This window comes from Paenibacillus sp. HWE-109, from assembly GCF_022163125.1.
In the GTDB taxonomy this organism is placed as follows: domain Bacteria; phylum Bacillota; class Bacilli; order Paenibacillales; family NBRC-103111; genus Paenibacillus_E.
In genome coordinates this window covers 804,678-818,783 of the sequence record NZ_CP091881.1, presented here as the reverse complement: position 1 = coordinate 818,783, position 14,106 = coordinate 804,678, and the positions used below count along the sequence as shown (strand labels likewise).

The 14,106-nt window shown below is 44.3% G+C and carries 9 protein-coding genes and 2 pseudogenes; 4 read left to right on the top strand and 7 right to left on the bottom strand.

What is annotated here, in order from left to right:
* Positions 1–87: 87 nt before the first annotated feature.
* Positions 88–1,178: pseudogene (locus LOZ80_RS39380) on the top strand (IS110 family transposase).
* Positions 1,179–1,660: 482 nt separating this feature from the next.
* Positions 1,661–2,135, top strand: a pseudogene (locus tag LOZ80_RS03515) (IS6 family transposase); the annotation flags it as partial.
* A 249-nt stretch (positions 2,136–2,384) separates the two neighbouring features.
* Here the strand turns inward: LOZ80_RS03515 and LOZ80_RS03510 are convergent.
* Together LOZ80_RS03510 and LOZ80_RS03505 are read right to left on the bottom strand one after the other, a co-directional pair.
* Complete coding sequence (locus tag LOZ80_RS03510) at positions 2,385–2,831, bottom strand: GNAT family N-acetyltransferase (protein ID WP_238170117.1); 447 nt, start codon at positions 2,829–2,831, stop codon at positions 2,385–2,387.
* Positions 2,832–3,100: 269 nt separating this feature from the next.
* Positions 3,101–3,739 (bottom strand): NAD(P)H-dependent oxidoreductase, encoded by a 639-nt coding sequence (locus LOZ80_RS03505; RefSeq protein WP_238170116.1) that lies wholly within the window; start codon positions 3,737–3,739, stop codon positions 3,101–3,103.
* A 129-nt stretch (positions 3,740–3,868) separates the two neighbouring features.
* On the opposite strand from LOZ80_RS03505, the gene LOZ80_RS03500 reads away from it, so the two are divergent.
* Both LOZ80_RS03500 and LOZ80_RS03495 read left to right on the top strand, forming a co-directional pair.
* Positions 3,869–4,228, top strand: coding sequence for a winged helix-turn-helix transcriptional regulator (locus tag LOZ80_RS03500; RefSeq protein WP_173194171.1), 360 nt, complete (start codon positions 3,869–3,871; stop codon positions 4,226–4,228).
* Positions 4,229–5,255: 1,027 nt separating this feature from the next.
* On the top strand, positions 5,256–5,330 hold the full coding sequence (locus LOZ80_RS03495; protein WP_238172885.1) for a kinase-associated lipoprotein B: 75 nt from the start codon (positions 5,256–5,258) through the stop codon (positions 5,328–5,330).
* A 263-nt stretch (positions 5,331–5,593) separates the two neighbouring features.
* Here the strand turns inward: LOZ80_RS03495 and LOZ80_RS03490 are convergent, their stop codons facing one another.
* The 5 genes from LOZ80_RS03490 to LOZ80_RS03470 form a co-directional block, all read right to left on the bottom strand.
* On the bottom strand, positions 5,594–6,721 hold the full coding sequence (locus LOZ80_RS03490; protein WP_238170115.1) for a Ger(x)C family spore germination protein: 1,128 nt from the start codon (positions 6,719–6,721) through the stop codon (positions 5,594–5,596).
* Positions 6,718–7,818, bottom strand: a complete 1,101-nt coding sequence (locus LOZ80_RS03485; RefSeq protein WP_238170114.1) for a GerAB/ArcD/ProY family transporter — start codon at positions 7,816–7,818, stop codon at positions 6,718–6,720. Before LOZ80_RS03485 ends, LOZ80_RS03490 begins: the two co-directional genes overlap by 4 nt.
* Entirely contained in the window at positions 7,815–9,353 is a 1,539-nt protein-coding gene (locus LOZ80_RS03480) for a spore germination protein (protein WP_238170113.1), read from the bottom strand. Before LOZ80_RS03480 ends, LOZ80_RS03485 begins: the two co-directional genes overlap by 4 nt.
* Before the next feature lie 642 nt (positions 9,354–9,995).
* Positions 9,996–10,796, bottom strand: coding sequence for a sensor histidine kinase (locus LOZ80_RS03475; protein WP_238170112.1), 801 nt, complete (start codon positions 10,794–10,796; stop codon positions 9,996–9,998).
* A 224-nt stretch (positions 10,797–11,020) separates the two neighbouring features.
* Positions 11,021–14,098, bottom strand: coding sequence for an FAD-dependent oxidoreductase (locus tag LOZ80_RS03470; protein WP_238170111.1), 3,078 nt, complete (start codon positions 14,096–14,098; stop codon positions 11,021–11,023).
* Positions 14,099–14,106: the final 8 nt, after the last annotated feature.

The following is a 14,106-nucleotide window of genomic DNA, read 5'->3' as shown; positions in this document are numbered from 1 at the left end:
AACCACTGACCATAACTGTCTAGCTTCTGGAACTATCCTGCCCAATCGTATTATGAGGTCACCAGATCTTTCTGGTAGACCTCATTTTTGTGTGGTCTTATTATAACGGTAGCCGGGGATCGAACGTTTCTGCCCGTGGGACTTGGATTCCGTAAGCTATTTAGTTCATCCCCCCTACTTGTTCAACCATGGTTAGGCTGGTTGGGACATGAATCCCGTATCACATGCGATAGTGTGGAAGCGGTAGCAGAGATTCGTCCTACCATTGTTATGGAAGCAACAGGTCATTATCAAAGCCCTGTTGTTCAGTTTCCGGATGATCACCAGTATTTGAACATCGTCATTAATCCTTTAATCTCACATAACGCTAAGAAAACCAATTTGCGCCGGTTAAAGACGGATGCCGCAGATGCCCATTTATTAGGGACGCTATTCTATAAAGAAGAGTTTGAACCCTACAAAAAGCGGGGGCAGCGTGTTTGGTGATCTTTATTCAAAGGTGTCCCTTCGATTTTTGGTTTTACACCCAACATCAAAAGAAGTCCTAGAAATGTCTGAGTTGGAGATTACTACTGCAATTCAAAGTCTTACTGGACGCGGCAAATCCGTCTCATGGTGCTTGGCACGTGCTCAAATCTTAGTAGCGGCAGCAAAACGAAATCCCTTTAAGGAGACAGCTTTTTCAAGCCATTTAATCTCCATGCAGCTGCTCATCAAATTGCTTCTTCAATACCAGGATCATTCTATCAACCCTTAATAAATCGATAGATGGCCTGGCTGAAGAGCTATTTGAATATGATTTAATCCAATCGATACCCGGAATTGGCACTAAGATTGCTGCAACAATTTTAGCTGAGATTGGTGAGATCGATCCGTTTGATCACGCAAAGAAACTGGTGGCCTTTGCTAGTGTTGATCCAAGTTTTTTTTCTTCAGGTAAGTTTGTAGCTACCCAAAATAAAATCACTAAGCACGGCTCCAGGAGGCTTCGTACTGCCTTGTATCAAGCTGTACGATGTGGTATTCGCAGTAATAGAAATAAGAAATTAAGGGCTTATTAGGATAAGAAACGTGCTGAAGGAAAGCTATTCAAAGTAGCAGTAATTGCATGTGTGAATAAACTCATCCACTGGGTTTTTGCCATCTTAACTACTAAGGAAGCATTCCGGTTAGAGTGAACAACAAGAAATAGAAATAAATGGAATCTATATCCGTGCTTAACAGGACGGTTCTTTCCCATACACTTTTTAAAGTATACCACCTCATGAATCTACTATTAATAATTAAATATTGACAAGCTATTAGCTGGAATAGCTTAATGCCCGCCGCCAGTCTATATCTTTATTTTCTAACAATCATTATTTTCCTCTTTCATATAATCTTCGAGTGATACATTGCTTCGTCTGCAAGTTTAAGTAACTCCTCATTCAATAGTCCAGCAACATATGAAGCAAAATCAACACCTTCCGTTACTAATATGGTTCTCTCTCAATCCGTTTGCAAACATCAACTTCATATTTCTAATTAACTACTAATGTAAATTCATAAAACCCTACGATTTCTCGTAGGGTAACTAACCTTTATTATAGGTTGTGGCGCAAAGCTCTAATTCATGATAACGTACTTGATAATGAAGTCATGGGATGGAGCAAAGTACTTCCGCCCCTATTTGAAACCTGCCAACGACTCGTGGAGGACTTACGAAACCTACATCAAAGTTAAAGGTCAGTGAAAGTATTTATACAGAGCCGTTGATTCTATGGGGAAAACCATTGATTTCATGTTATCTGAAAATCGGGATATGCAGGCAGCTAAGCGCTTCTTTACAAAGGCTTTGTCCTCTCCACATACTCAAATCCCACGTGTAATCACCTTGGATAAAAATCCAGCATATCCTACCAAAAGAAACCTTGATTAGACAGACAAAGTATCTAAACAACATTGTGGAGCAAGATCATCGGTTCATAAAGAAAATCACAAAACCAAATCTCGGTTTCAAATCGTTTCTTACAGCGGATCAGACGTTAAAGGGAATTGAGGCTTTACATATGATAAGGAAAGGACAGGCCGATGATAAATCGACTGTCCTCACTGCTGTAGAATGGCTAAATAAGATATTTGGTTTAGTGGCATAGACAAAGTAAAGTTTGTAGGGTAACTGCTAACTTTTTAAATCCTTGCACCAGAACCTTAATTAGTGAGTTCAGTTTACAACTTTTATGTTTATCTTCTTCACTATCTCCCTGCCATCTGTCGGGAATGAGTTCAAGTTCTTGTCAAAATCGGGAAGTGGATAAAGTTCTTGTCATTTGTTTTTGACAGGCACCTTATCCCACAAAATAAAAAAGCCAAGATTTTCGCGGCGTTAGAGTATTTGTAATTGCCTAAAGATTTAATTCCATCCAATAATCTGCTTCAATAAAACCAAACTTTTTATATACCGGTCTACCTAATGTTGAAGCCCCGAGCCAAATTTTTGATACACCTGCGATTCTAGCTTCATCAGCTAATTTAGTTAACATAGTCGTAGCGATCCCTTGTCCACGGTAATTTTCTTTCGTATACATATTCGTGATATAGCCCATTTTACCACTCTTACTTGTGAATGAAGGCGGGAAATCATAGAAGATAATTGCACCCGTAGCAATAATTTCTTCATTGTCTTCAACGATCCACTCGATTAACGAACCATCACTCATCTTATTGTGAAAAAAAGAATTGAGTTCGCTATCAATATCTTGATTCGGTTCGATCCCTTCATCAACTAATTGCATTTTTCTTAGATGAACCAATTGATTAATATCATTCATATTTGCTTTACGATAGTACATCTACTCACCGCCCCAACAAATGTATATATTTCTGTACGGAGTGTAGCATATTCACAATGAAAGTCACCGACTCATCCTCTTGTTCAACTAAACTCCCGTTAATTGAGCAAAGGGCTGCCATGCGGCAGCCCTCGTTGGATTGAACTATAGTTTCTCGTTAACGCAATAAGTAAGCCTATTGAAAAACTTCAACAGGATTTTCAGGCTTTTTATTATTCACTTTTGGTGGAATTGCTCTTATGGATTCCGTTTGAGAAAGATGCCCCAAATTAGAAACGTTTGGCAACTTCCTTAGCATGTGCAATTGCTTTTTCTTTAATAGCTGTAGCTTGCTCTTGTGATTTTAATGCCGTTCCTTCAACAAAAATTGCCTCAATAGATTGAATCCCATAGAAATGTAAAACCTTATTCAGATAGCTGTATCCCATTTCAAGTGGAGCTAAAGGACCTTCCAAATAAACAGAACCACTAGCTTGAATGTGTAAGGCTTTCTTACCGGTCAACAGACCTTCAGGGCCGTCTTCGGTATATTTAAAAGTCTTACCCGGAATTGAAGTCGCATCAGTGTATGCTTTCAAAACCGGTGGGATCGAGAAATTCCACATCGGGGAAACATACACGTACTTATCAGCAGCCACGAATTGATCAACAATCGCCTCAAGACGAGCCACTTTTGACTTCTCAGCATCAGTCAGTTGATCGAAAGATGAACCCAACCGAAGCTTTTCCCAACCTCTTAAAACGTCAGCATCAAATTGCGGAATATTCTCTTTGTACAGATCCAAATGAATAACTTCATCTCCCGGATTTGCCTCGCGGTACGCTTCGATAAACTCTTTGCCTACCGCGAGGCTGTACGATGATTGAGGATCGAGAGGATGTGCGGTGATGTACATTACGGTTGCCATGAATCAAAACTTCCCTTCTGTAATCAGTTATACGTTCAAGGATAATTATATTCTATATACTTACATATTTTAAGTACGCACAATAATGTGGTATAGTATTAAAAAAGGTACTTTAATGGAGGCCTACGTATGCAAAAGAACCCTGTCCAATGTCAATTTGTTGTGGCGCTGGATTCGATCGTCGGAAAATGGAAGCCGATTATCCTTTATCATTTGCTTCAAGGTAATCCTTTGCGCTTCAATGAGCTAAGAAGATTGCTGCCCGATATCACTCAAAGGATGCTTACGCTCCATCTGCGAGAATTGGAAGAGGAAGAGATCGTTAAACGAGTCATTTATCCGCAAATCCCGCCGAAAGTAGAATACTCCATCACGGAATACGGCATGAGCCTGTCTCCGATTTTGGAAACCTTACATCAATGGGGAGTGGCTCATGTTGAGCGAAAGCAGCTCAAAAAGGAGAAAAATGAACAAACAGAAACGGATTAGCGTTCGAATTACGCTAGTCCGTTTCATTCTGCTCCGAGTCACAATATAACTAAAGTGATTACGGGGCATACTTGGCAACGCGGCCTTCCAGAACACAAAGAAGATCGATCATAGCTCTGGTGCCCAGAATCACCTAAAAAAAGACCTGAATCAGGAGCTTCTTATCTTGGCATAAATTCGAACTATCTAATCTCCCCGTTACTTCAACGAGGCTGCCGGTTCAAGCCGGCAGCCTCGTGCCATCGAAAGCATAGAAGGTACAGTCGAAACCGAAAGTCGCCAACTCCAAAGGCGCTCATCAATTTCCAAGCCTGTCTGTTCATTCTGCTCATTCCAAATGACCTGAGTGATGACCGCGCGGCAGTCGATTTTGGCCCTCTTAATAGACCACCGAGTTCTGACGACTCCGTTCCGAGGTACCCCGACTTGCTCCAGAAGTCATCGACATATGTGGGAGCGATGCAACGAAGTACGCTTCCGAAACCAATAAGGTCATCAGGTGCATTCAGACCGAGTAGATACTCGTAGTCCTCCCAAGCCCGATGCGGTAGACTTCGTTTCGACACCTCGGAGAGGACTGATCGCTCCGTGTCATTAGCCCAGCATAAGGGTCACCGCTACCCCTGGGCTCAGTGCGTCCGCGATCTGCTGTGCCTTATCATTCAGTACGAAGCGTGAAAAGGCGCAGGAGAAAAAGGTATTCGGCACTTCTGTAATAATCGGTACTAGCCGTGAATGGCAAGTTACCAGCGTGCCATGTATCGCTATTTTTGAACAAGGACATAACAAACAATTGATTTATCGCAGCATGCAATCTGTGGATGAGCTATATCGCAAACTGCTGCCCTTAAGTAGCAAGTAACTAATAGGAGATGTTAAGAATGAGCAGCTTTTAAATAGGAGATCACGTCATTGCTAAGTATAAAACTGGGGTTTATTATGGTGAAGTGGTGGAAATGTCGAGTACGATGAAAGTGGCAGTCCGCATTTTGCTGTTAAAGAACATCCAACTCAAGGGTCAAGGGACTTGCATAATCCGATGGATCCAATTGTAGCTTTCTTTCATCAAAGACGGGCATTATCGTTCCAGGAGATCGCATAAATGCCGATTTCAACAATACGTTCATATGCAGGCGCTTTTCCTGAATATCAGTATCACTGGAGAGAGCGATAACTTTCCCTGATATGTAGTTGAATTTATTGAGCATAAGCACTCCCTATAGATAAGTTATTTAACGCCACTACACGGGCACGTTTGGTCTCCATACTAGTTCCTCCAATTATGCTGACCGTGAAAAGTGCTGCAGCCACTCTTTTGGTAGTTACTAGTCCATTCGCAGGTCAACATTAATATTTGATTAGTTGTCACTTCACAGGTCCCATACTCCGTATGGTTACATTTACGGAAACATGAATGTCCGCATCGGCAAGCGTATCGCCCCAATGGTCTTCCACCTTCTTATATTGGTTGTATTCATAAGCCCGAGCGTAGAGCCCGAGCCCGAACGGATCGAGTTTATGCGTTTGTATTTTCTTGATGAGATTCTCGAATTGCTTTTGCACTTGTACGGAAATCATTTTCTCTAACTCCTCTCCTCTATTCAGCACGTCGAAAGTAAATAAACGTTCCGCCAGTACAACAGGCATATTGACTTTAATATCGAACTGAAATTTGTCCTTAAGGTAGGAGGTATTAATTTCCGTTTTTATTCTTTCGACATTTATGCTTATTCTGTCTGTATTGAATGGACCGGATTTCGGTTCGCCGGGAATGGGAAGTGATAAGGTAATGGGCTTTTTCAAATTTTTTTTCAACATTTGCATTAAAATGTTTTCCTGAACGCTCAACGAATCGACATATTTCCCTTTATGATCAAGCAGCGCCGTTCCTTGCAGCGCAACCTCTTTTTCCATTGTAATTTCCGATATGTAAGGAGTAACCCCCTTCTCAAACATTTGCCGGTGCAGTTCCTGCAAAGTCGTATTTACCGTTTCCGATGCATTACTTGCTGTTTTAATTAACCCTATCATATAAATGGGAAGTATCGGCTTGTCTTCCGGATTGAAGAATATGATCTCAGAAACAGGTCCATCGACAGCGATTACTCTTGCAGAAAGTGAATTTTTCGCATCGCGAAAGTAGGGATCAAGCAAACGGAACCAGTCTTCATGCTGTAGGATGCTTTTGCCGACAAGTAGGATTTGAGTCTTTCTGCCTAAGACAGCGCCCGATGTACGGACGTCTAACATTCCTCTCGATTGACGAAGCGTTTGTGCTTTCACGACGGTTTCATCAATTTTCTTCTTGACATTTTTGCTGAATGCAGGATTTGTCGAATATACAAGCAAGTTGTTTTCTTTATCGAGATCTAAGCCGACCGCAAGAGAAAATGCGACATCTTCCATATCCAACCGGTCACTGCACCCCGGAATGATGGCGACAAAAATGGCGATGCTCAAAACCCTCAAAACATATAGTAGCTGAATTTTCATTCGTTCTTCCTCCATTGAAAACGATCATGCATCCATGTATAAATGAGTAAACATGTGGGAAAAACATATTCGAAGCAAAATCCAATCTTTGTGAGAATTTTTTCCATCCAATCACTCTGATTAAAGGTAGGGATGAAGAAAAACGCGCTTATGACGATGAGCAGCGAAAGCCAACGCAAATGACTGCGATGGTCCTGCTTTCCAAACAACCAACTTGTGCAAAATACGCCCATGTACATTGTAGGTATCCATGCCAATGAAAAAACAAACAAATAAAACGCGTTAAATAGAACTTCAATCCGATCTATAAAACTAAACTCAATTGTTTTCAATACATTGACTACAGGTTCGTTATACTCCTTAATTTCGTCCGGACTGAAGTAGACGAAGCAGACAATTGTAATGGACAAAAACGCTAACATGGATAGTGTATTGGAGATTACAATGCCGATGGAAGCCTTTTGCTTGTTTTGCAAAAACGGAAACAAGATAAATGTGCTTGAAAATCCTGCAAATGAAATGATCGTTACTTGTAACGCTGATAATATAGGGTTCCATCCTTCCTTGAAAACGGGAAGCAGATGAAGCCAGTGAGCATCCTTTAGCGGAAGTAAATAAACAATCGGTATCCACAAGGAAATGAAAGCAACAAATTCCGCATATCTGCCCAATATACGAAGTCCGTTACGTGCAATAACATAAGTGGGAATGAGAAATAAAATCAAAATGATGTATGGCGGAGTTTGCGGCAAGAGCCATACCTTCGTATACAGGACCGTCCTTGTGATCCCCAAATATCCGTAATAAAAGAACCAGAGCGCAAGTAGTATGGCCCCTGTTTTGCCTACCCATTTCCCTAAATATAACGTCAATAGATCAAGCAAGGTGCCATCAGGATGCTTTTTCATCACTTGAATGATGACCAAACTTGCCGTTACGGATAATACCCAACCAATGATAAGCACCATCCAGCCGTCCGTACCTGCCTTTTCGGCTACTACTCGCGGTAGCGCCAAAAAACCGACACTTACTTGAATACCGAAATTAATAAAAATAAACTGCATGAAGGTGATCTCATTAAACGCATATTTTTTCATTCCTCATCAACCTCTGGACGATTTAAGCCTTGTCTTTTCGATTGAATCGCTCTTGAGCTTAAAGGACGCTCGCTCATTTTCCAAAGGGGTAAACGAATGAACGTGTCTTTCCAATCGGCGAACCGTACTGGTGCGAACGGGCTGCCATACGGCGTTCCTAGCGATTCGAGCGAAATGAGATGTCCGATCATTGTCATCATCCCAATAATAATGCCGACAATGCCGAACATCGAGGCAGCCAACATCATCGCAAAACGGATGAGCCGGGCTGCGGAAACCATATCATAATTGGGCAAGATAAAAGAAGCAATGGCGGTAAAAGCGACAACAATCACCATAATATTGCTAATGAGTCCTGCCTGTACAACAGCTTGACCAATGACAATGCCTCCAACAATGCCAACGGTTTGTCCAACCGGAGCAGGGAGGCGAACCCCTGCCTCACGCATCATTTCGAGGGTAACTTCCATGAGGATCGCTTCCACAAACGGTGGAAATGGAACATTTCCCCTGAACGCCCCAATAGTGATCAATAATTTTAAAGGTATGATCTCAAAATTATAGGAAATGACGGAAATGTAGAACGCCGGCAAAAAAACGGCAACAAAAAACGCAAAAAATCGTAGAATCCGTATAAAAGATGCGATCTGCCAGCGTGTGCTGTAATCGTCAACGCTTTGAAAAAATGCAGAAAATGTCACCGGAGCGACCAATACGCTTGGCGAACGATCTACGACAACAACGAATCTTCCTTGCAAAATCTGTGAAGCGGCAGCATCTGGCCTTTCAGTAGAAATTAATTGGGGGAAAGGTGAAAACGGATTGTCCTCGATCATCTCCGAAAGCTCGCCGGTGTTGATAATGACATCGACGTCTACTTGCTGGATTCGGTCTTCCAACTCTTTCAGCACTTCCGGATGTGCGACATCCGCTAGATACATAATGGATATCTTTGTTTTGCCTCTTCGTCCTACAATTAGTTCCTTTATTTTCAGTTCGCGATTGGGAATAAAGCGGCGGATTAAGGCTATATTCTGGCTGCCTGTTTCAACAAAGCCTTGATGTGATCCTTTTAAAGAAGATTCAAGTTGTGGATCTTCAATTGCTCTTTGAGGCCATCCTTGCGTACCAAAGGCGTAGGCTTCCGTCAGCCCGCTAACAAATAAAACGCTGCTTCCTTGAAAAATTGTAGACTCGATTTGTGACCAGGTATACAGCGATTGGACTTGACCGACATTTACCTTAAACCCGCCTCGCGCATCTCCACTTCCCGTTTCGAATTGAAGAGGGCGAAGCACATTGTTATTGATCGCGTTTTTATCTGCGAGTCCGTCAAGATAGACAAGCGCAGCTTGTTCCCCTGTCTGTATGATTGTAAATTCCCTTACAATCAAGTCGGGCGTTTGAGAGAACAGGCTATGTAATTTAGCCATATTTTGTGGCAATGCCGCACTAATCGAATCGTTAAGTATATGATTGTCTTGCCGTTGAACCTTACGGTTCTTTTTGTTTCCGAACCAGCTCGGAAATCGCATGATTTATCACCTCGTTGACCAGACAGCCAATTTTACTTTCCAATAGGGATCAATAGAATCTTGATGAAGTCTCAGCTTTATACCTTCAAGAAAACATTCATTGGGTACACCATAGCAACTCTTACTCCATTGGTTTTGCTAGACGCCAGAGCAGCTTTCTTCTCAGACTTAAAGCGGGGAAGCAACCTATTTCCGCGCCCCCCAATGGATAACAAGCCGGATCCCAACTCCTCATTTCTATTATTTTTTTTGATATATTAGTCCGTCCTTAATATGCGGTTAAATATCATTATTGACCATTTTGTGAAAAATAAAACCTTCGAAGCAATGAACGAGACGCCTTAATTGGTTTTGGTGCAAACCAAATATTTTATTTAGCCATTCAACAGCAGTGAAGACAGTCGAATAATCATCGTCCTGCCCTTTCCTTATCATAGGTAAAGCATCAAAGCACTTAGCTGCCTATATTGCTTCCATTTAAATAAATTCAATATGCCGGAGCTTGAGTGGCGTTAAGGATATTTTTCCTTCTTGTGATTTTACTAGGCTTTGGATTCAGGCATGTTTGCTTGGTTCCTAAAGAATGGCTGGTTCCAATAGCATAGAATACCCAAAATAGGCCCTCCTTAGGGGCCTCACAGTCTATGTAATTTGAATGGCTGGCAATTGAATTCGAATAACCGTTCCCCAGCCATACTTACTACAAATTTCGAATGCAAATGAATCCGCATGTGTTAATTGCAGTCTTTTATATGTGTTGTAAATCCCAATATGGCCACCTGATTCCTCTCGAAGAAGCCCCCTGCGCACTTGCACTAAACGCTCCTTCTTCATCCCTATGCCCGTGTAAATAATGACAATGTGCAGCTGTTCCCCAAGCAGATTCATAACATTCAAGTCCATCAAGCTTTCTTCATAGTCCCATGAAAATTGAAACTTACCTTTGTATCGTGCATTCAGAATTTGAATGTAATGATTCTTATGGAAGATTTCCTCTTTCAGAGATACGGTTTTATCTGCATCACTGATGGAGTATTGGACTTTATAGTCCGTGTAAACATGAGAAGCTCCCACTTGAACCGCCATCTCGTGAGCACGTGCTTCGTTACGTCGAAGATGGCAACGATCTCTGCCTCCTGATGCTCCAGCTAGGCAGGTAAATGCACCTCTTTGAAGATACCGCCCGCGCCAGCGATGCCAATTCGATACATAGTACTCATAATTCCATCCTCCATTATTTTGACCAGCCACGTCAATCTCACCAGACTCGTGCAAACGCATCTGATCGACGAACCCAATCAGGTGTCCTGTTCGACGACGTACCTCTCTACACCGGATGCTTCGCCCCTCTAGAACAGATGCCATATCTATGCATCCGCTGCCGATTTCTATCGAAGCCTGATCACCGTCCGGCAGCGTGTCCTTCAGATGAAGAAGCGGCACACGCCCAGCATACGGTGTAAGGAATTACACAGGATCGTGGCCGGTATTACCAATAAACTATTAGAAAAAATACTGGGCTTTGCCTACAGCAACGCCGGCAATTATCAGCAGCACCAAACCAATTAGAAGAAATTATATATTTTTCCATATAAATAATGAGAATCCCTCAAGAAATAGCCCCAAGCGTTGCAGACGTTCAACTTATTCTCCCAACCAGGCTAGCCTTACTCTCCCCCCCACTTTTCCATCACCATAGAAACAAAAAGCGCGGATGTCCACCCGTAGTCTCTTATATTTTGAAGCTTAACTTCCATTTGGTAAGGGGCTACAGCGTTCCCTTTGCGATTCAGCTTGCTGGGGGAAACGCGGTTCGTACTATCATAAAATTCATAGATTACACCGTCATGGAGATACCAGAACGTAATAGCATCAATTGTTTTGTCGATAAGCGCTGCAGCCGCATCATCGAATTCGTATTCGGTGAGCCCCTTGGCAATCATATAGTTATAATTAATCCAGACGGGCCCACGCCACATGTCGGTTCCGAAGCTCGGTTGGTCGACAGCTATGCTCGGGATTGAAAACGCTGAGCCGAATGTTGCTTCATCCTCTAAATGGCGTGCCAGCCTCTCGGCTTTCCCGGTATCGCAGATGCCAGCAAACAAAGGTAAAAAAGACGCTACCGATTTAACTTTTATCAAACCTCCCCCCTCGACGAGCCGGTCGTAGTAAAGGCCGTCTTCCTCATCCCACAGCCATGTGTTGACGGCGAGTTTGATGCTTTCGTACAACCGATCCCAGTAGGCTTTATCCTCTGGAAGCTTCAAAATATCGCAAAGTTTGCTCATGTGCCGAGCTTCGTTCGCCATAAAGGAGGAGAAGTCGATGCACGCCATCTGCGTCACAGTATCGAACCGAGGCGAATTGTCCATGCCGCACTCGTCGCATCGGCAATGAACGCTGTTCGCCTCCACATACCACTCGAAGAGGTTGTTCAAGTTAGAGCCCCTGTTGTCGACATTCCACCGTAAATATTGGCTTAGCTTCGGATAGATTTCCTTTACTTGCTTCTTGTCCATCTCTCCTTCGTACAACTGGTAGACTCCCCAGGCCAGTACAGGAGGCTGGGTCACATCCGAGGAAGTGAACGGAGTCGACATATGGGGAATAAAACCATCCCCCCGTTGCGTAGCGAATACGGCTTCGATCGTCTCCCAAGCGAGATCCTTATTCATGAACCTGTTACCGAGAGCATGAAATACCGAGTCCCAGAGCCACAAATTGCGATGCGGCAGACGATCGGGTGTGGTCCAGCGTGTGCTGAATCGACCTTCGGGCGTGTAGACTTGAGATTTCATGACCGAGTAACATTTATTCAGCGTTCTCGTCGTAGGAAGATCGAGGTTTGCAGGCACGGGAAGGTTATTATACAAATCCATTTTGGCCGCCAGTGCCTGCTCAGCGTCGATCTTCAGAGCGCTCCTCGCCTTTTCCGCCGCGTCCTCCGCAGAAAGTATGCTAAAGGCGAATGCAAAGCAAACCCGCCCGGCGCGTTGTTCCCGACAAAACGCGGCGTATTCTCCCTCCGCTTCGTATAACTCGCATTCTTTTACAACGCGTATCCCTTCACCCATGCTATCGACGATCGGAGCAGCCCAGGCCGCGGTTTGTCCGATGACTGTATCCTGAGCAGAGAAAACGAGCATAAGATCCTCCGAATGCGCTTCTCCCTTACGGTGCAGAACGGCATGTATGACATCCGAAGCTACGATCTTGTACTCGATATTTCCGATCTGATGTGGTATCACATACAACTGTTTCTTCACTCGCTGGAAAATGACGCCGAGACGATCCCCGCATAAGGTGCCCACCAGGCTGTCACCATGTGTATTTTCCCCATCAAGTCCCGAAAACGCAAACAAGCTGCCCTGTCCCCACACATTGGGCCATGCCACCCGATTCCTCTGGTACTCCGGTTCGGCGAATTCGACGCTCATTAGAGGAGGCTCCGTTCCCCCCTCGATAAATTGCCCCTGCTGCCGCAGCATATATCTTATCTCAGAGGCTGGTACATCCCTCACGTCGCGCCGATGCGTTCGGACTGTTAAGGCCGCCGCAATGCCTGCCGCTTCCGCAAAACCGCTGATGTTGGACATCACACGGTAGGAGGAGTGCGCCACGAAATCGCCACTGATACAGCGTGAAGCCAGCAGCAAATTGGGGAATCCCTTCGCGATGATACTCCTGTATGGAATATGATAGTATCCGGATCCCGGGATCCCCATCGGTTTCGCACTTCCCCCTTCGGGGTCGTGCACATCAATGTCATATGCACCGGCTGCAATCATATCGGGAAATCTTGCCTCGCGGATACAATCCTCCCCCGTTAGACGATAATCCCCTTCGACCCTTCGACCCTCACGAACGCCAAGTTTTCTGGAAACGAAGTCTACGCGGGATTCAGCAAATGCTGGATGCACACGAATTGCGCTTAAGAGTTCTTCAATTTGCTGCTTGCCAGCTTCCAGAGCCTCCCTCACTGTCTCCGGCTGCGTCGGATCCACATTCAGCAAAGCAGTTGAGTTGAATAGAAACGCTTCCCCACCAGGATATGGGAAACATAATACTTTATCCCGCGTATTGCTAGTTCCGCCACTCAATTTCAGCTTGAGATAATAAGGCGTCAACTCTTCCCGCAGCTGCCTGATGCCATGCCAATCGGTAATATCCGGATTCCGAAGCTGCGTCTTATCAAAACCCGACAGTTTAAATGTCAGTGTAGCCGACATCATTTTGCCGTCCTCCGTACGCCCTATCTGAAAAGAAGCCCCGGCCAGCGCAGCGAGATTGCCATCAGCAGTCCCATCAATAAATACTTGGGCAGCTACCTCTGCGCAGCAGACGCCTTCGGTTTGTAGCGCGACGATTCGTCCGTCCTTGACGTGTACCTGCGTCACCTCTGTGCCAGACCATATGTCCAACGACGCTTCCTGACGAAGTAGCCGCATGTAAGTTTCCTTCAGTTCAGCCTCGTCGTAGACGGGCACTTGACTACTCCGATCCTCCAAGATGGTATAAGCTTCGGGAAATAATTGCCGGTGGATGCCTTCTACAACAGGACGGCCGCTCGCATCCCAGAACCGACAGACCAAGCCTACCGGAGAGTGAACGCCCGTCCCCCCGATCTCCTCGTCCTTTTCAATTAGTAGAACAGAGCAATGTTGCCTGGAGGCAGCCAAAGCCGCACAAATTCCGCCAACGCCGGCTCCAACGACGACGATATCATAGTGATGTGTTCTCATTCGTACGC

Coding starts and splice junctions, on each gene's coding strand:
- LOZ80_RS03510 (WP_238170117.1), bottom strand. CDS start 2,831: ATGTACTATCGTAAAGCAAATATGAATGATATTAATCAATTGGTTCAT.
- LOZ80_RS03505 (WP_238170116.1), bottom strand. CDS start 3,739: ATGGCAACCGTAATGTACATCACCGCACATCCTCTCGATCCTCAATCA.
- LOZ80_RS03500 (WP_173194171.1), top strand. CDS start 3,869: ATGCAAAAGAACCCTGTCCAATGTCAATTTGTTGTGGCGCTGGATTCG.
- LOZ80_RS03490 (WP_238170115.1), bottom strand. CDS start 6,721: ATGAAAATTCAGCTACTATATGTTTTGAGGGTTTTGAGCATCGCCATT.
- LOZ80_RS03485 (WP_238170114.1), bottom strand. CDS start 7,818: ATGAAAAAATATGCGTTTAATGAGATCACCTTCATGCAGTTTATTTTT.
- LOZ80_RS03480 (WP_238170113.1), bottom strand. CDS start 9,353: ATGCGATTTCCGAGCTGGTTCGGAAACAAAAAGAACCGTAAGGTTCAA.
- LOZ80_RS03470 (WP_238170111.1), bottom strand. CDS start 14,098: ATGAGAACACATCACTATGATATCGTCGTCGTTGGAGCCGGCGTTGGC.